Origin of the sequence: Paenibacillus pectinilyticus (assembly GCF_001700435.1) — a bacterium.
In the GTDB taxonomy this organism is placed as follows: domain Bacteria; phylum Bacillota; class Bacilli; order Paenibacillales; family NBRC-103111; genus Paenibacillus_E; species Paenibacillus_E pectinilyticus.
The window spans coordinates 235,728-254,188 of sequence record NZ_LYPC01000030.1; the positions used below are offsets into that span (position 1 = coordinate 235,728).

The 18,461-nt window shown below is 43.6% G+C and carries 18 protein-coding genes; 14 read left to right on the forward strand and 4 right to left on the reverse strand.

What is annotated here, in order from left to right:
• The first annotated feature begins 29 nt into the window (after positions 1–29).
• The 4 genes from A8709_RS32840 to A8709_RS32850 all read left to right on the forward strand — a co-directional run bounded on the left by A8709_RS32840 (position 30) and on the right by A8709_RS32850 (position 3,157).
• Positions 30–1,484, forward strand: a complete 1,455-nt coding sequence (locus A8709_RS32840; RefSeq protein WP_065859253.1) for an aldehyde dehydrogenase — start codon at positions 30–32, stop codon at positions 1,482–1,484.
• Between the two features lie 231 nt (positions 1,485–1,715).
• Positions 1,716–1,862, forward strand: coding sequence for a hypothetical protein (locus tag A8709_RS35010; protein WP_208607784.1), 147 nt, complete (start codon positions 1,716–1,718; stop codon positions 1,860–1,862).
• Positions 1,863–2,027: 165 nt separating this feature from the next.
• The gene (gene pdxS, locus A8709_RS32845) at positions 2,028–2,909 is read left to right on the forward strand and encodes a pyridoxal 5'-phosphate synthase lyase subunit PdxS (protein ID WP_065859255.1); all 882 of its coding nucleotides are present in this window, start codon (positions 2,028–2,030) and stop codon (positions 2,907–2,909) included.
• Positions 2,909–3,157: a type 1 glutamine amidotransferase family protein gene (locus A8709_RS32850; RefSeq protein WP_065859257.1), complete on the forward strand. Its 249-nt coding sequence runs from the start codon at positions 2,909–2,911 to the stop codon at positions 3,155–3,157. Before pdxS ends, A8709_RS32850 begins: the two co-directional genes overlap by 1 nt.
• Before the next feature lie 407 nt (positions 3,158–3,564).
• Here the strand turns inward: A8709_RS32850 and A8709_RS32855 are convergent, their stop codons facing one another.
• The 3 genes from A8709_RS32855 to A8709_RS35755 all read right to left on the reverse strand — a co-directional run bounded on the left by A8709_RS32855 (position 3,565) and on the right by A8709_RS35755 (position 4,906).
• Positions 3,565–3,888 carry a hypothetical protein gene (locus A8709_RS32855; RefSeq protein WP_065859259.1) on the reverse strand — a complete coding sequence of 108 codons (324 nt, stop codon included), beginning with the start codon at positions 3,886–3,888 and terminating at the stop codon, positions 3,565–3,567.
• Positions 3,848–4,450: a Ger(x)C family spore germination protein gene (locus A8709_RS35770; protein ID WP_141692731.1), complete on the reverse strand. Its 603-nt coding sequence runs from the start codon at positions 4,448–4,450 to the stop codon at positions 3,848–3,850. Before A8709_RS35770 ends, A8709_RS32855 begins: the two co-directional genes overlap by 41 nt.
• Positions 4,451–4,642: 192 nt before the next feature.
• Positions 4,643–4,906 carry a spore germination protein gene (locus A8709_RS35755; protein ID WP_065859263.1) on the reverse strand — a complete coding sequence of 88 codons (264 nt, stop codon included), beginning with the start codon at positions 4,904–4,906 and terminating at the stop codon, positions 4,643–4,645.
• Positions 4,907–4,921: 15 nt separating this feature from the next.
• Here A8709_RS35755 and A8709_RS35575 point away from each other — a divergent pair, with 15 nt between their 5' ends.
• Positions 4,922–5,053, forward strand: a complete 132-nt coding sequence (locus A8709_RS35575) for a hypothetical protein (protein ID WP_279615912.1) — start codon at positions 4,922–4,924, stop codon at positions 5,051–5,053.
• A gap of 383 nt (positions 5,054–5,436) precedes the next feature.
• Here A8709_RS35575 and A8709_RS32870 read toward each other — a convergent pair whose 3' ends face one another.
• The gene (locus tag A8709_RS32870; protein WP_065859265.1) at positions 5,437–6,504 is read right to left on the reverse strand and encodes a LacI family DNA-binding transcriptional regulator; all 1,068 of its coding nucleotides are present in this window, start codon (positions 6,502–6,504) and stop codon (positions 5,437–5,439) included.
• A gap of 252 nt (positions 6,505–6,756) precedes the next feature.
• Here A8709_RS32870 and A8709_RS32875 point away from each other — a divergent pair, with 252 nt between their 5' ends.
• The 9 genes from A8709_RS32875 (at position 6,757) to A8709_RS32915 (ending at position 18,422) form a co-directional block, all read left to right on the forward strand.
• Complete coding sequence (locus A8709_RS32875; RefSeq protein ID WP_065859267.1) at positions 6,757–7,737, forward strand: ROK family protein; 981 nt, start codon at positions 6,757–6,759, stop codon at positions 7,735–7,737.
• Positions 7,730–8,815, forward strand: a complete 1,086-nt coding sequence (locus tag A8709_RS32880; protein WP_065859268.1) for an SIS domain-containing protein — start codon at positions 7,730–7,732, stop codon at positions 8,813–8,815. Before A8709_RS32875 ends, A8709_RS32880 begins: the two co-directional genes overlap by 8 nt.
• A gap of 52 nt (positions 8,816–8,867) precedes the next feature.
• Positions 8,868–10,169, forward strand: a complete 1,302-nt coding sequence (locus A8709_RS32885; RefSeq protein WP_065859270.1) for an extracellular solute-binding protein — start codon at positions 8,868–8,870, stop codon at positions 10,167–10,169.
• Between the two features lie 60 nt (positions 10,170–10,229).
• Complete coding sequence (locus tag A8709_RS32890) at positions 10,230–11,102, forward strand: carbohydrate ABC transporter permease (RefSeq protein ID WP_065859272.1); 873 nt, start codon at positions 10,230–10,232, stop codon at positions 11,100–11,102.
• A 28-nt stretch (positions 11,103–11,130) separates the two neighbouring features.
• A complete protein-coding gene (locus A8709_RS32895) occupies positions 11,131–11,997 on the forward strand; it encodes a carbohydrate ABC transporter permease (RefSeq protein ID WP_065859274.1) in 867 nt (288 codons plus the stop codon).
• Between the two features lie 346 nt (positions 11,998–12,343).
• Positions 12,344–14,692, forward strand: a complete 2,349-nt coding sequence (locus A8709_RS32900; protein ID WP_084225715.1) for an AraC family transcriptional regulator — start codon at positions 12,344–12,346, stop codon at positions 14,690–14,692.
• Between the two features lie 220 nt (positions 14,693–14,912).
• Entirely contained in the window at positions 14,913–16,538 is a 1,626-nt protein-coding gene (locus A8709_RS32905) for an extracellular solute-binding protein (RefSeq protein WP_065859276.1), read from the forward strand.
• A 76-nt stretch (positions 16,539–16,614) separates the two neighbouring features.
• Complete coding sequence (locus A8709_RS32910; RefSeq protein WP_065859278.1) at positions 16,615–17,529, forward strand: ABC transporter permease; 915 nt, start codon at positions 16,615–16,617, stop codon at positions 17,527–17,529.
• A 14-nt stretch (positions 17,530–17,543) separates the two neighbouring features.
• Positions 17,544–18,422 carry a carbohydrate ABC transporter permease gene (locus tag A8709_RS32915; protein WP_065859280.1) on the forward strand — a complete coding sequence of 293 codons (879 nt, stop codon included), beginning with the start codon at positions 17,544–17,546 and terminating at the stop codon, positions 18,420–18,422.
• The last annotated feature ends 39 nt before the right edge of the window (positions 18,423–18,461 follow it).

Consider the following 18,461-nt stretch of genomic DNA (forward strand, 5'->3'; position numbering starts at 1 on the left):
AATTTTAATATATTCAAGGAGGACTAACCATGGTGGAAATTTCTAAAGGGTTTGATTGTCAGCACTTTATCGGCGGAACGTATATCCCCATTCAAAGTGAGAAATCGTTCGAGAATATCAATCCTGCTACAGAAGAAGTTATTGGCAGAGTTGCAGAGGGTAGCCAAGAAGAAGTTGATTTAGCAGTTGAGGCAGCGAAAAATGCGTTTAACAATGGATGGAAGAATTCCAAAGTAAGTGAGAGAGCAGCGATTTTACGAAAAATAGGGGATCTGCTCCTAGAGAAAAAAGAACAACTAGCCATGTTAGAAACCATGGATACAGGAAAGCCTTTATGGTTGTCTACGAATGTTGACATTCCACGCGCTGCGGGAAGCTTTCATTTTTATGCTAATTTTATATCAACAATGGGTACGGATGCCTATCCTATGGAAGTTGGGGCAGTGAATATTGTAGTTCGTCGTCCACTTGGGGTCGTCGGCATGATTAATCCTTGGAACCTTCCACTCTTGCTACTATGCGCTAAACTAGCTCCTTGTCTTGCAATGGGGAATACCGTTGTATTGAAGCCTGCCCGTTGGACACCAATGACAGCAACATTGCTTGGGCAGATTTGTAAGGAAGCTGGCCTTCCGGATGGTGTCATCAATGTTGTAAATGGCAATGGGAGAGTTGTTGGTGAGGCGTTGTCTGCGCACCCGGATATTAGAGCCATTGCTTTTACGGGGGAGACTTCAACTGGAAAAAGTATTATGAAGGCAGGGGCGGAAAGTTTAAAAAGATTCTCTTTTGAACTCGGTGGTAAAAATCCTAACATTATTTTTGAAGATTGCGATCTGGATACGGTAATAGATACGACGTTGAGAAGTAGTTTTATTAATCAAGGTGCCGTATGCTTATGTGGTTCACGTATTTATGTGCAACGGTCCATTTATGAAGAGTTCATGCAAAGATTCGTTGCCCGCACGAAAGAGCAAATTGTGGGAGACCCAATGCAACCAAACACAAACATTGGTGCATTAATTAGTAAACAGCATTATGAACGAGTACTTGAATATATTGAACTAGCCAGAGCGGAAGGTGGCACCATAGAAACGGGTGGAAAACGTGCGGAAGGTCAAGGTAAGGGGTATTATGTGGAACCTACCATTATTAGTGGATTAGATAAAAGTTGCCGGGTGACTAATGAGGAAATTTTTGGTCCAGTCGTTACCGTACAACCATTTGATACAGAAGAAGAGGTAATTCAGTATGCAAATGACACGCATTATGGCTTAAGCGCTTCCGTTTGGACGAAGGATAGCAGCCGTGGATTACGCGTGGCGCATCAAATTGAAGCAGGTACGACTTGGGTAAACACATGGTTCCTTCGAGATCCAAGAACACCATATGGCGGAGAGAAGCAAAGTGGAATTGGGCGTCAAGGTGGTATGTTTAGCCTTGATTTCTACAGTGAGGTTTCCACGATCTGTGTTAAATATTAATTCTTGTGAAAAACGTTTAGTGTAGGGCTAAACGTTTTTCACTTCACCTTTTGAATCGATTTGACGAAATTAGTGCTGCAGATTTGATAAGAGTCAATTATGCCTAAATGGTATAGGATCTACTTTCTACACCATATGCGATCGTAAAATTTGGCGCCTTTACAATTCTCAAACTGTGGGAACAGGACGTCAAATGGAACAACTTCTACAGCAAATCCTGGAACGGAAGAAATGTTAACCGTTCCTGGAGATGGTAATACGGCCATGGTCAGCAAATCAGACTTTAACAACGACAACAGAAGCACGGAGCAGCTGCAGATTTTAATCCATAAACGCAACGACCTAGTAAAGGAGCAAGAAACGGCTTCCCCTCCGTGAGAGGTAGAAACGAGGAATGCGAGTGCTTCGACTTGGCACTTTAATTGAAAAATATGTTATTTAAACATAATATAACCATATATTAAGAGGGTCGAAAGTTGAAAACCAAAGAGAACTGGAGTAAATGAAAGAAAACATTAATTTATAGTGGAAGGAACGAAAAAAATGGAAATTGGAACATCCCGCGTCAAAACAGGTATGGCCGAAATGCAAAAAGGCGGCGTCATCATGGACGTCATGAATGCTGAACAAGCGAAAATCGCTGAAGCGGCTGGTGCATCCGCAGTTATGGCTCTTGAGCGAGTACCTGCTGATATTCGTGCGGCTGGCGGCGTATCCCGTATGGCTGATCCAACGATTGTGGAGCAGGTTATGAAAGTTGTTTCTATCCCCGTTATGGCGAAAGCAAGAATTGGACATTTTGTAGAAGCGAAAGTCCTTGAATCACTGGGCGTTGATTATATTGATGAGAGTGAAGTCTTAACACCTGCTGATGAAGTTTACCATATCAATAAACGCGATTTTATGGTTCCTTTTGTTTGCGGTTCTCGTGATCTAGGTGAAGCCCTGCGTCGTATTGGCGAGGGCGCTTCGATGCTTCGTACCAAAGGTGAGCCTGGAACAGGCAATATCGTTGAAGCAGTTCGCCACATGCGAATGATTCAAGGCCAAATTCGCAAAGTACAAGGCATGTCCAAGGATGAGCTAATGTTTGAAGCTAAAACGCTTGGTGCTCCGTACGAGCTTCTCTTGCAAGTTGCTGAAACTGGCAAACTTCCAGTCGTTAACTTTGCCGCAGGCGGCGTAGCTACACCTGCTGACGCGGCGCTTATGATGCACCTTGGTGCTGATGGCGTATTTGTCGGTTCCGGTATTTTTAAATCCGACAGCCCGGGAAAATTCGCGAAAGCGATTGTAGAAGCTGTTACTCACTATACCGATTACAGATTGATTGCTGAAATTTCCAAAGATCTTGGTACTCCTATGAAGGGAATTGAAATTTCCAAGCTGGATGCGTCTCAACGTATGCAGGAGCGAGGTTGGTAATGATGAGGATTGGAGTAATTGCGTTGAAAGGTGCGGTAAGAGAACTTATTCGCTACATTGAAAGGGTTGTGCCGAAGGCGTCGTTATTACGAAGATTGGCCATACTGATGTGCACATATGGCTTTAATGAAGAGCTCAGAGACTTTTCTGCGACGGGGAAGCCAGTATTCGGCACTGTTTTGAGACAGATCTGCCCGTTAAAGGTATCGACGATAACGTTCGTGCGGTTTTCATCCATGCCACTCTGATTGTAGAAGGGGGAACGGGTGTCGACGATCTGGCCACCTATGATGGTCAGATCGTTCAACGCAGCAAGATATTCAAACCATTTTGTACTAGCGTAAGAATCTCCTTATTTGATGTAAAATTGCTTCGGATTTATTTGGCAGAGGTACAAGCTGGTATGTAAAACCGTGGCAAAGATTTCGAAGAGCTGAAAGGCTTTATCGATCTCGATATAAAGCGCAGGGAGCACGTTTAGCAAGACACTTACAGCTGGATTATTCTTATATTGTCTGTATAAATTGTAGTGGTACATCTTTATGAATTCTAGTACTTTTGCCTACACGTATGACTTTCCACTATTGATCACATTCGCCCCTGTATGTGTTACCCATAGAATCAAAAGGCATGGACCAAGTTGAAAATTAAGTATTTATTTGACGTTATATTTCGTTCTAAACTTATGAATTAATCCGATAAGTAAAATTAGAAGAGGATACACAAGTCCGATAAGAATCGCATATGGAGGCCGCCTGCGCTCATCCCATTGCTGCTGAAAGTTCATTGCAGCGTTTTCAAAGTTAAGAGCTCCTTTAATTAAATAGTTTATCGTCTCGAGTTTCGTAGCGACTTGTCCCACAAACCTGGATTCGATGAACATTTCCGGCTTGTCATTTTTAACTTTGGCATATACTTTCGTATTACCGCGCTCAATATCAAGGCCAACATATCCACCTTGAGGACAATCTACATGCATGGAAGAACGGTTTGGAATGATCCGTTATGATGGAATAGGCGTGTGATTCATTTTCATTCAGCCAGCCAACAAGACGATCATTTTTGAATACGCCATTTCCAAAGTAACGCAACCTAACGGGTGGGGTAACAAAGTTAATGTTACTTTTATTGGTGCCTGTTCCAGAAGCGGTGTTACCTACAATTTGTATGCCAACGGGGTCATCACACTTGAAATCCGATCTGAATTCATTGCGTCTTTGTAGGTAGTCCATTGACTTCGAAACGCCTCTTTGAGCCAATTCCTCCGATAGAACAAGGATGCGTATGTGTGAGAAATAGACTTTTCTTGACATCGATGAAGCCAACCTTTTAACCGCTTCATTTAGCGTGCTCCCTTTGGCGGCATATATGATAATAGGTAGAGCTTGATCCCCTTTGGTTTTCGACATACTGTCAGGATTTACAATCTGGACCGAGAATTCAAATTGATCTCCTGCGATATCAATACCCACTTCTTCAGCAATTGCGATATCATTAAACTCATTGCGACTCCAACAACCACTTAGAAGTAGGACACACATCAATAAGGAAAGTGTTTATCGCACACGCGAATGCCAACTCCTGACGTTATTCTTCTTTTTGTTGACCACATTGCCTGCACGAACGAAACGGGATCTTGAAAATAACATGTGAAAAGGGAACCGAAACAGGGGATCTTTCTGCTTGTCTAGCTCTAGTGGTGAGAAAGGACTTAAATACGGTACGCCAAACGATTACAAATTGTTCATATGCATAGCGAGTCCAAACAATCCTGTTAGAATTCCCAATAATCCAAAAGAAGCAGCCGTCACCATAAAAGGGAAGTGCAGAATGCGAATAGCGTTGGATAAATCGTAGGAAGGGAAGACAAAACTGCAAATTGCAGTTATCGAAACTACAATGACCATAGCCGCGGAAACAATTCCCGCCTCAACCGCAGCTTGTCCGATGACAAGTGTGCCAACGAACGATAGCGCATAACCAATGCTACGTGGCATTCGGAGGCTTCACTAATGAATGTTCAGACCATGATGGTTGACATTGAAATGGTGAGTTATTGGACGGAAGAGGAAGTATGGATTTATTACAATCTTAATCAAATCAAACAAGTGTTTATCAACCTTATCATAATGGTATTGAAGTGATGCAAAGTGGCGGTCTCAATTCGCCTCACTAACATGAGGGATGATTAATTCGAAACCATTAGCTTTCAGGATCAGGGGTGCGGTATTCCATGTGATATGTTAGCGGAACCGGACATGGCTTAATGATCACATATAACCTCGTGCATCATCAAAGGGGTACAATCTCTGTGGAAAGCGTAGAATCCATCTGCACAACGTTAACTGTTATGATTCCTTTAGAAAAGTAAAGTCAACTCATTAAACATTAACATAAATTCACAAACTTATTACAAATGCTTGCCATAATCCACAGAAACAATGAGAATCTAAAAAATAACATTCTGAGCACAAAAAAACGCGATCCCCTAAATTTTTTGGGGCGCGTTTTTGCTGGAGGGACTTTCTTAACCGGATTTGAAAGTGGCGCCGCACGATTCGCGAATCACGAGTTCAGGAGAATGGTTAATGGTGATCGTCTCGTCGGAGCCGTTAATCGCGCTAATCATCTGTAGTACGGCCATTCGTCCCAAATACTCGTTATGCTGATCCATTGAAGTCAGTCGCGGAATACTGAAGTCACTCAGTTGAAATTGATCACAGCTTGCTATGGCAATCTGCTCGGGACAGTGTACCCCTCGATCCTTCATGGCGCGAATCGCGCCGAGCGCTACCATATCGTTATGGGCGATGACTGCTGAAGGCAGCCTGTCCGGGTTAGCATCGAGTAATTGGATCATTGCAGCATAGCCGTCCGGCGCGTAATAGTCCGAGGTCACGATGTAAGGGTTATAGACGGATTGTCCGAGCGACTTCATGGCCTTGCTGAACGCTTCAATCCGGGAAGAGGTGACGCGAATACCAGGCTCTCCTCCGATGAACCCAATCCTGTCGTGGCCTAGCGCAATGAAATGATGCACGATGGAAGTAACGCCCTGCTTGAGATTCCGTTCGACAAACAAGCATTCGCATCCTTCGATTTTGCTTCCGACAACGACCACTGGCACGTGCTGGTGAAGCTGGTTAAGGGCATGGATGAATGAATCAGCGATATCCTCTTTATCAATCTGGCCACCAAGAATCAGCACGCCATCCACTTGCTTCTCAAGAATGATCTTGAAATAATCTTCTTCAGTTAAGTGCGTGTCGAAGCGCCTCGAGTCGCGAGAGAACATCGTGTTAAACATGAGTGTGGCGTACATGTTTTTCAAGGCGAAACTCTCGATTTGAAGAAATAAGGAGGCGAAATAAGGATTCGTAATATCCGGTAAAATAACACCGATGTTTTTGGTCGTTTGATTGATCATACCTCTAGCGAATACACTGGGGGTGTAGTTATGCTCGTCGATGATTTGTTGGATACGCTCTCGTTTCTTCTGGGAAACGGAGGGGCTATTGTTCAGCACGCGCGATACAGTGGATACGGACACGCCGCTTTTTTGGGCAATCTCTGTAATTGTAATCTTGCTCTTCAATTTGACACATCCTTTTTGCAAACCTTGCTACTAGTTTAATTCTATCGCAATTTATCAAGCAGCGCAACAGGTATATGGTAACGATTCCAAATTATTTTTTTGTGGAATACCGACTGTAATGAATGGATTTCCTTGTTGTTTAGGCGGAAAGTGGGGGTTGACAGTAGTGTTATCGCCTGCTAAGATTGCATTTGTAACCGCTTCAAACGAGCTTGTTTGGTAACGTTACCATATAATAAGGGGGTGTGTTCCATGGAAAAACAGTTTTCAGAATCGGTCATTGCGGTCGATCTGGGAGGTACTAGCATTCTATTAGGGGAGGTCACGGGTGAGGGAGAGATTATTCGGACGAAATCCTATCCAAGCGACACGACAAGCCAAGCAATCGCGATGCAGAATATTATTCATGCGATAGCAGATTATAAGAAGACTTCTTCATTTCAGGTGGAGCCAGTGGCGATTGGGATTGGTGTTGTCGGTCGTGTCGATGAGAAGCGAGGCGTCTGGCTCGAGATCGAACCGGGGAAATCCGTGGAGACCGACGTTAAGGCGATCATCGAATCAACGTTCGGAATTCGTTGCGGCATCGACAATGACGTCGCTTGTGCGACGAAGGCGGAGCAGCAGTTCGGATGGGGGAAGCAGTCCGATAATTTCATCTATTTGAATATCGGCACTGGAATCGCGGCAGGATTCATTGTGGATGGCCATTACGTGAACGGCGCGAGTTTTAATTCGGGCGAAGTCGGCCATATGGTTGTTGATTTGCACAGCGATGTGATTTGCGGCTGCGGGCGTAAAGGATGCGTCGAACGGATCGCTTCGGGCCTTGGTCTTCATGAGAGAGTGGTCGTTCTGAAGAGCCAATATCCAAATTCGTCTCTGGAAGTTCTGAGTGGCGAACGCGTCCCTGCCCAAGCCATTTTCGCTGCGGCGGAAAGTGGAGACGAGCTCGGCGCACGTGTCTGCGAAGAAGCGGCAAGCGCCGCAGCGGCGCTCATCATGAACCTCGTGCGCGTCAGCGATCCCGATACGATCGTTCTGGGCGGCGGTGTCATGGAGAGTGATTATTTTGTGGGCAGAGTCAAGTCATATTTAAATACGAAAACGATGAGGTTCGTTACCAGACCTCTTGTGAATACGAAGTTGCCGGAGCCAGGGCTCGTCGGGGCAGCATTGGCTGGTATGCAAGCGATCGGTATGACCGGGGAAGGGACTGCGGTTTATGGATAAACCTACTATGATGACCTACGTGTTGGAACAGTCGGAGATGGTTCAATCGATCCTCTCGCGCTTTCCGGATAACGTGGAGGAATTCGTCGACATCGCGCTCGGTACGTCTGATTGGCTCGTATTCGCAACGGGCTCGAGCTATAATGCTGCTTTAAGCGCAAAGTATTATGTCGAGAACCGGGCAAATGTCCGGATGGAGATCAAAGAGCCGTTTCATTTTACACATTATGACCGTATCTCCCCGCATGTTGATCTTGCCATCGGCATTTCGCAGAGCGGCCAGAGCACGTCGACGATCGGCGCTTTAGCCCGAGTACGTCAGGAATCCGATATAAGGACGATAGCGATGGCAAGCGATAAGAACAGCGCGATCTCTGAGGTGGCGAACGCAACGACGGAGATCGGCTGCGGCAAGGAACGAGTAGGGTACGTGACCAAGGGCTTCACTGCGACGGTGCTAACCTTCATGCTCGCCGGACTCCGCCTTGCACAGCGCAAAGGGATCGCTTCGGACGATCAAGTAAACAGTGAGCTCGAGGCATTACGAAAGTTCGGAAAAGCTCTCCCCGACATTATAACGGCTACGGAAAACTTCTATGAGCAATATAAAGAGGAATTCGTGGGTGCTCCCCGATTCACTGTGGTCGGTAATGGGCCGGCCGTTGGCACGACAAAAGAGATGGAGACCAAATTCTCAGAAACGGTCCGACTGCCGACGCAAGGGATCGAACTAGAAGCATTCATGCACGGCCCGTACCTAGAAGTCAATCCGGAGCACCGCATCTTTTTCTTGGAAACGGAAAGTCCGGTCAAACATCGACTCGAGGCGCTCCGAGCCTATGAATCGCGCATCACACCGTATACGTACACCATTAGGCTGGGCGAAAGTAACGATGAACGGACGCTTGGGCTGCCTCTATCATTGGATGAATACCAAGCACCCATTGCACTCATCGTACCTTTCCAGATCCTTGCACATCATATCGCGGGCGGGCGGGGCATCGACTTGACCCAACGAATTTATACAGATTTTGGCGTTGCCATGCAGAGCAAGACGCAGCCAGGCGATTATGCTTGATGACGAAGGCGAACATGATAGATGCAAGTTAATTTAAGGGGGGATCTGTAAGATGAAAAGATTTAGTGTCCTAGTATTGGCATTATTCCTAATTTTTTCTGCAACTGCATGCTCAAGCGGCAACAAAGCCTCCAATGATAGCGCTAGCAATGGAACGGAGGGCCAGTCTTCTACAACGGCGAAGAAAGTTAAGTTGAAACTCTGGACCATTTGGCCTTCAGGAGATTTCAAGCCCATTCGGGATGAGCTAGTAGCGAAATGGAATAAAGACCACCCTGATATTCAGGTGGACGTGGAGTCCGCCGAGAACGACGCTTATAAAACGAAAGTACAAACTGCTGCAGCGGCTGATGGACTTCCGGATGTATTCTTTAGCTATGGCGCGGGCTTTTCGAAGCCATTTGTTGATGGCGGTAAGGTTCTAGCACTGGATCCATACCTGAACGACGGAACCAAAGATAAGCTAACAGCAGGTTCTCTGGACAATTTAACCTATAACAGTAAAGTTTACGGCTTGCCGTATACGATGTGGCTTGGAACTTTTTTCGTGAATCAAGAACTGTTCGATAAGAACAATATTAAAATACCGACCACCTATACGGAGCTCCTTGATGCAGTAAAAGCGTTCCGTGCCAAAGGCATCGATCCGATGGCAGTAGGCGGCAAGGATCTGTGGACAAGCGAGTTTTACGAAAACGTATTCGCACTGCGTGAAGGTGGAGCAAAGCTGAATAACGATGCTTTGAGAGGTAAAGCATCATTCGAAGATGCTGCATTTACAAAAGCGACAGGAAAGCTTCAGGAATTAGCGAAAGCGGATGCTTTTATGAAAGGCTACATGGGTTTATCTCGGGATGAGTCGGAGGCCGTGTTCCTGGCAGGTAAAATACCGATGTATTACAATGGCAGCTGGTTTGCAAAAACACTGGACACGGCTCCAGATGTGAAAGCCAAAGTTAAGGTTATGAAATTTCCGACGATAGAAGGAGCAGCGGGGAACGAAAATGAATGGATTGGCGGCGTGCTTGATACGTTCATGGTAAGCTCGAAAACCAAGTATCCAGAACAATCTGTTCAATTCTTGAAGTATTTGACTGAAAATCTATCAAGCGAAGGTTACAAAGCAGGGGCTGGATTACCTACGTGGAAAACGAACGTCGACGAGTCTAAAATCGACCCGATATTGAAAGATGTTCTAGCGAATTTCAAAACATCTACCGGTGTTGTTCCCTTGTATGACTTGTACTTGGGGGGCAAACAAGGAGAAACGCATATGAATCTTGTCGCAAAGCTTCTATCAAACAAAGTAACGCCTCAAGAATTTGGGACTCAAATGCAGGCATTAGAGAGATAACCATATCCGTGAGGAGGGGAGTTCAACGCTCTCCTCCTTTCCCTCAAGGAGGATCTTATCATGGATCGCGTTTTAAGCAACAAGAAAGCGATATTGTTTTTTACATTGCCAGCATTATTGTGGTACGCAGTCATTGTGCTGCTGCCTGTTTTTATTTCCTTCTACTACAGCTTGTTGGACTGGGACGGCGTAGGCAAGGGGGTATTCGTCGGTCTTGAGAATTACGTCACCATGTTTCGTGATGATGATATTTTCAGACAGTCACTATGGAATTCCATTGTGCTTGCCATCCTTTCCGTTTTTGTACAGCTTCCGATCTCGCTAGTCTTAGCGCTCTTTTTAGCTAGTAACGTGAAAGGTAACCGTTTCTATCGTACGGTATATTTTATCCCAGTTGTTATGTCCACGGTTGTTATCGGGCAGCTCTGGATGAAAATTTATCATCCTTCCTTTGGTCTTCTGAATGGGGTCTTGGGAAGTCTCGGATTGGAAGCTTGGAAAGGGGAATGGTTAGGCAACCCCAAAACTGCTTTACTTGCTACCTTCATCCCTATCGTTTGGCAATTTATCGGCTATCATATGCTGCTTCTGTTTGCAGCAGCCAAGTCCATACCGGAGGATCTCTATGAGGCTGCGCGGATTGACGGGGCAACGGGAGTGAAATCATCCCTCTATATTACGATTCCGCTCATTAAGCCGATGCTGAAATTGTCGACAATCTTTGCTGTTATTGGATCCTTAAAAACGTTTGATTTCATTTATGTATTGACGAATGGCGGCCCGATGCATGCTACTGAAGTACCAAGTACATGGATGTTCAGCAATATTTTTAAGCAGTATCAATACGGATACGGAAGCTCTCTTGCGATCATCATCATTCTAGAGTGTTTATTGTTTACGGTTATGATTCAAAAAATGTTTAAAACAGACTAGACCATTACTTTCGTTAGGAGGCCTAATAATGACTGTACAACAGGCAAAGAATGCTTCACGACGAAAAAGCGGAATCAGGATCAGTACCTTGATTATGCAGTTTTTTCTCATCGTATTTGCTATTATTCAACTATTTCCTTTGGTATGGCTCTTTCTTTTTTCATTGAAAGATAACGCAGATATATTCAGTGGCAACGTAATTGGTTTTCCGAAGGTATGGCATTGGGAAAATTATAGTTCCTTGTTTGCTGGTGGTAAGCTAAGTCTCTATTTTATCAATAGTTTGATTGTTACATTTGCTACAATGCTGCTTACCGCCATCTTGGCGACTATGGCCGCATATTCTTTGTCAAGGATGAAATGGAAGCTCAGTAAAGTGACACTGACCGTTTTTATGATTGGGCTAATGATTCCTATTCATGCAGCCTTGCTACCGGTATTTCTTATTCTGAAAACTACGGGTCTTCTGGACACTAGACTAGCATTGATTCTTCCTTATACCGGGTTCGGATTGTCTCTGGCGATAATTGTCATCGTTAATTTTTTCGTTACACTTCCCCGAGAGCTTGAAGAGTCCGCCTTTATAGACGGCAGCGGAATCTATCGGACATTTGCTTCGATCATGATGCCGTTGGTGGCACCAGCTATCGCAACCGTTTCCATATTTACGTACTTGTCCTCATGGAACGAATTAATGTTTGCGATTACGTTTATCAGCAGTGATAACCTGAAGACGTTGACGGTTGGGATCATGTCGCTGTCGGGGCAACACGCCACTTCTTGGGGACCCATCGGAGCAGGACTATTCGTGTCAACGCTGCCTACGATCATTCTGTATTTACTTATGAGTTCTCAGGTAGAGCGCAGCTTAACGGTAGGTGCAGTTAAAGGGTAAGTTGAAATTCGATATCTTCAAGGAGAACTGACCGGCATATATCAGTAATAATTTCGAGTAATGAGCTTGAGTAGACAGTTCTGCAAAGGAGCGGTCGAGAGATGAGAAGTTCTCCGACTGCTCTTTATGCTACATATTCTGCAATGACCGAAAGGCTTGGTCAATTGTCCAACAGTGTTCTGCAGAATGCAGATAGATCTTGTTTATGTTTCCTGTTCTAATTAAATGTTAATTGGGCAATAACTAATGTTCGCTCTATTCAAACCGAGATAAGGTAGTGTAACATGAAATTACACATTTTTCTTGCTTGGGATTGGAGGCTAACATCATATTAAACAATATTTGGATGAAAAGACGAAGCGTTATTTTAACCTGGTTATTTTCTTACGTTGCCATTTTGTTTCTGCCGATTCTAATTGGTGTTTTTGTATATCGTGAATCAAATGCGGCTCTCGAAGATGAAATTCATAGGGCAAACGATGCATTATTGAAACAAGTTCGTGAAATCATGGACAATGAATTTGAGAGTGTTTTAAGACTGAATACAGAGATTACTTGGAATACCAAAATCCAAGATCTCATGTATACGAATAAAATGGGGCGGGATGACTTCCAGTATTCCCTCTATCAAGTGGCGATGGATTTTAAAATGTACAAAACCTTCTATCCACAAATTACTAATTTCTATGTCTATTACGCGCCGAGCGATACCGGTCTATTGCCAGGGGTGGTACGAAGCGGCAAGGATGTATACGAGGAAGTCCATGACAACCCTGATCTCAGCTATGGTGATTGGATGTCCATGATCACTTCGAAGAAAGAGCCGGCTTTTGTTCCAATGGTCTACAGAGGGGTGGACGGTAGTACTCATCAGTCCATTGCCCATATTAGTTATTTTACAACGGACCTTGATGCCAAGCCTGAGGGAGCGGTCGTGATTCTTGTCGATGGGGCAAAGTTATTAACTGCTCTTCAGAACGTTCAAATGTTCAACGGGGGCGAAGTTTTGGTATTGAATAAAGATAATCAGATTCTGCTATCTTCTTTGGAGACCAATCAGCATCCGGTATTAACGAATCGAGTCCTTTCTGAAGATCAAGGGTCCTTCCATGAAACGTACAATGGACAAGACTCCGTGTTTGATTATATCGCTTCCAAGAAATCCAATCTTAAATTTGTGACGATAATGCCAAGTGCTGTTGTTTGGCAAAAAGCGATCAAAGTGAGGTGGTTTACTTACATTAGCATCGCTGTGAGTATTCTCGGAGGGATTCTCTTAACGTTCTTCTTCTTAAAGAAAAACTATAATCCGATTAAACAATTAATTCATGCCTTCACAGATGAATCGGCGGATCAATTTCATGACGGGAGTAACGAATTTCAATATATTCATCACATGATTTCTAATACCGTCAATGAGAAGGAGCAAGTCAAGGATCGTCTAAAGCAGCAAAATTATTTGCTGCGATCTAATTTTATGACTAGATTATTAAAAGGCAGGTTAGATAATCAAATCCCGATAGAGGATGCGCTGCCTGCTTTCGAGATGCATTTTGACAGTGATCAGTACGCCGTTCTTTTATTGTATCTAGAGACCAATGATCTGTTTTTCTCTAGCATCAAAGGAAAGAGTGACAATGAGAAAGCCAAATTGCTTCAGTTTATCGTTGCCAATGTAGTTGAGGAGATCATGAACACGAGGCATATTGGGTATATGACGGAGATTGATAACATGCTCGCTTGCATTATTAATTTCCGAGACACGGGGCAGGCAGGCAGCTTGACCGAACTTCGTCAAATGGCCAGCGAAGCACAGCAGTTTTTGAAAACTAAATTCCAAATCGAACTTACCGTTTCGATCAGTAATATCCACACATCCATTGTCGATCTCTCGATTGCCTACAAAGAGTCCGTTGATGCGATGGAGTATAAGCTTATTATGGGCAGAAAAGAAATTATTTCTTTTCATGAAATTCAAAATGAAGCGCAGAATGAAATCCCTCAGGGCTATTACTACCCCCTACAGGTGGAACAGCAGCTCATTAATTTTTTGAAAATTGGTGAATATGACAGGGCAAAGGAAACGCTCGATTCCATCGTGGACAGGAATTTGAAAATTAATCAGATTTCGTTACCACTGGCTCGCTGCTTGATGTTTGATTTGGTCAGTACGATGGTGAAGGCACTTCATGAAACAGGTGATGCACAGGAAGAATCATCTGGCGGTAGTTTGAAAGAAATCGAGAAGCTGACGGCATGTGAAACGATGCAGGATATGCATGAACAGCTCACAGAGATGTTGTGGGAAGTATGTAGCAATAATTTGGCCAAAAGGAAATCAGCGCTGATTCAAGTCAGACATCAGGATCTGGAGACACTAGCGCAAAATATCGTCCGCTTTATTCAAGAAAATTATCAGGACCCGGATATGAATATCTCCATGATTGGTCTGCGGTTTGATATGAAATCAACCTATTTATCCAAATTGTTCAGAGAGCAAACAGGAGAAGGGCTTCTCGATTACATGAATAAAGTTCGTATTGTGAAAGCGAAAGAATTGATTGAAAGTCAGAACATCACCCTGAACGAGATATCCAGCCTTGTCGGTTTCAGCGATGTTAACGCATTGATTCGGATATTTAAAAAGTATGAGGGAGTTACTCCTGGCAAATATAAAGAAATGTATTTAAAATGACCGAAGAAGGCCGCTGCAAAGCGGTCTTTTTTCCTATTTTGGACGTGGAAATGAAAAAAGTAATATGCGATTGTACAAAATTCAGATCGATTTTATGTTTTTTTTGATGCTGTTGGAGGATTTTAAGATATTCAAAGCGGATTAACAGAAGCATAATAAAGAGGCGAAAGGGAAATCGCCAGAAATCGAAATCGTACACATTATAGGGAGGTAAATACAGATGAAGAAGAACGTGAAACTGATATCAAGCACATTATCCATTATTATGTTGAGTTCACTCGCAGTCGCATGCAGTGGCAAAACGGATACACAGTCAACGACGTCACCATCATCCGCGCCAAGCGCACAAACAGCAACGACGTATCCGATGAAAACAGATAAGACGCTCTCATTTTGGACAGCGGATTTTAACCCAATCCTACAGATTAAGCCAAGTGTGAAAGATATTCCTTTTTATCAAGATTGGCAGAAGAAAACAGGGGTTGCGATCAATTTTATAAACCCTGTTATGGGCCAAGAAAAAGAACAGTTGAACGTCACGCTGGCTTCTGGTGATCTGCCGGACATGATTGAATATAACTGGAAGACGAACTTCCCTGGCGGTCCTGAAAAAGCGATCAAAGATGGAGCCATTTTGAAACTCAATGATGTGATTGATAAGTACGCTCCGAACTTGAAGAAGTATTTAAAAGAGCATCCCGAAGTCGATAAAATGGTGAAAACGGACAGCGGAAATTACTATGCATTCCCATTCATACGCGGTGATGAATCTCTGATGGTTTTCCAAGGGCCAATGGTACGACAAGACTATTTAACTGAACTGAATCTTCCAGTGCCGACTACGATCGATGAGTGGTATACGGTATTGAAAGCATTCAAAGAGAAAAAAGGAGTAGAGGCTCCACTGACATTCCGGGGTCTCAACGATCTCAATAATGGAGCTTTCATAGGAGCCTACGGGATTAACCGTTCCTTCTATGTGGATAACGGCCAAGTAAAGTTCGGGCCGGCACAGCCTGCTTACAAAGATTTTCTGATTACGATGCGTAAATGGTATGCCGAGGGACTTATCGATAAGAATATCGCTACGGTCGATGTTAAAGCGCAAGACGCCAACATGACGTCCGGTAAATCCGGTGCCTCCATCGGCGCTGCTGGAAGTGGGATGGGGAAATGGATAGGCGCTGTTCAAGCCAAAGATCCTAAATATAACCTTGTTGCAGCTCCTTATCCCGTTCTGAACAAGGGTGATAAACCGAAATTCGGTCAAAAAAGCTTTGCATTTGGCTCGGAGCCTAGTGGCATGATTGCAATTACAGGAACTAGCAAGAATGTGGAACTTGCCGCTAAATTCCTTGACTACGGCTATAGCGAAGAAGGACATAACTTCTTTAATTTCGGCACCGAGGGCGTTAGCTACAAAATGGATAATGGGTATCCGAAATATACGGATTTGCTGATGAACAACCCTGAGAAGTTATCCCTTGCGCAAGCGATGGGTCTCTACATCAGAGGAAATACAAGCGGTCCATTCGTTCAGGATGTTCGCTATCTTGAGCAGTACTACACAATGAAGCAGCAAAAAGACGCCATCCTTACTTGGCAAAATACAGATGCTGCGAAATATGCGCTTCCTCCAATTACCGCCTCTCCAGAAGAAAGCACGGAATTGGCTAAAATTATGAACGAAGTGAATGCTTTAGTGGATGAAACATCTCTTAAAATTATTCTTGGAGCTGCACCGGTCGAAGAATTAGACAAGTACATGACCAAGCTTCAAACGTTGAACATTAACAGAGCGATTGAGATCCAGAAAACGGCTTTGGATCGATACAACAAGCGATAGAAGGAGAAAGCGGGAGGGCGAGTACCTCCCCTTCTAACCAACAACCAGATTTTACAATTTGAAAGAAGGAAACCTTATGATTACTAAGAAGAATCTATTCGTGAAGGATTTCCTTCTGAATAAATCCTTATATCTGATGATGCTTCCCGTTCTTATTTACTACGCTGTCTTTCATTATGCGCCTATGTATGGAGCCGTTATTGCTTTTAAGGATTTCTCTCCAATTAAAGGAATTCTGGGGAGCGATTGGGTTGGCCTACAGAACTTCAAGGATTTTATAAACAGCTTTTATTTCTGGCGTATTCTTAAGAACACGTTGATCCTTAGTCTATATTCCATTCTCTTCGAGTTCCCTGCTCCAATCCTATTAGCTTTGTTAATCAATGAGTTAAGGAATAAGATGTTCAGCAGGTTTGTACAGTCCGTTTCCTATATGCCTCATTTTATTTCGATGGTTGTTATTTGCGGAATCATAACCGATTTCACCAATAGTGGCGGTGTGATTAACTCGGCCCTTGTTCATTTTGGCGGTGACGGGCAGGCCTTACTGCAGAAGCCAGAGTATTTCCGTTCGATTTATGTTCTCTCTGAAATTTGGCAAAAAATCGGTTGGGAATCCATTATTTATATGGCCGCTTTAATGGGAATCGATCAAGAGCAATACGAAGCCGCCAAAATCGATGGGGCAGGCCGGTGGAGGCAGATCCTCAACATTACACTGCCTGGTATAGCACCTACGATCGCCATTATGTTTATTTTGCGGATGGGCCATTTACTTAATGTCGGATTTGAGAAAATTATTTTGCTTTATAATCCGGTAACGTACAGCACGGCTGATGTGATTTCATCTTATGTCTATCGAAAAGGTTTACTGGAATTTAACTGGGGATTCAGTGCTTCCGTTGGACTATTCAATTCCGTGATTAATTTGATTTTATTAGTAGCTGCGAATCAGATCAGCCGTAAAATCACTAAAAACGGATTGTGGTAAGGAGGAGGGACGAAATGAACAAGATGAATCGGTCCGAAAAGATATTTGATGTCGTTATTATGATCATCATGCTTGGATTAGTTATAGTCACCCTATATCCCTTGGTTTATGTAGGGTTCGCATCGATTAGCGATGCAAGCTCATTTATGGCTCATAAAGGCTTGCTTCTAAAGCCATACGGAATGAATCTCGAGGCTTATAAACGAGTATTAAGCAATCATAGTATTCTAACGGGGTACAGTAACACGTTCATCATTATTGTTGTGGGCGTATTTATAAATTTGCTGCTAACTTCGCTTGGTGCTTATGTATTGTCGCGAAAGAATGTCTTATGGAACCGCGTGTTTATATTTATTATTTTGTTTACGATGTTCTTCCAAGGCGGCTTGATTCCTTTGTATTTGGTCGTTAAAGGAGTTGGGCTCTACAATTCATTATTGTCGCTTGTACTTCCTTTTGCTGTCAGTACTTTTAATTTAATTATTATGAGAACTTCTTTCATGGCCATTCCAGATAGCTTGGAAGAGTCGGCGAAAATAGATGGAGCCAATCACTATGTCATCTTGTTTCGGATCATTATTCCGTTATCCATGCCTGTCATAGCCGTTATGATCATGTTTTATGCCGTTGAGAAATGGAACGGATGGTTCTATGCTTCGATTTTCCTAAAAGATAGAGATTTATTCCCGCTGCAGCTTATCTTACGTGAAATATTGCTTGCGAATTCGACGGAAAGCATGACAAGTGGGGCCGGTGCGGATCAAGGCTTTCAAATTGCCGAAACGATTAAGTATGCAACGATTATGGTTGCGACTTTACCCATCCTGTTCTTCTATCCGATTGTTTCCAAATACTTTGTTAAGGGAGTCATGGTCGGAGCTTTAAAAGGCTAAGAACAAGCATTTCTTAGATGTGACTTAAATGGAGGTAAT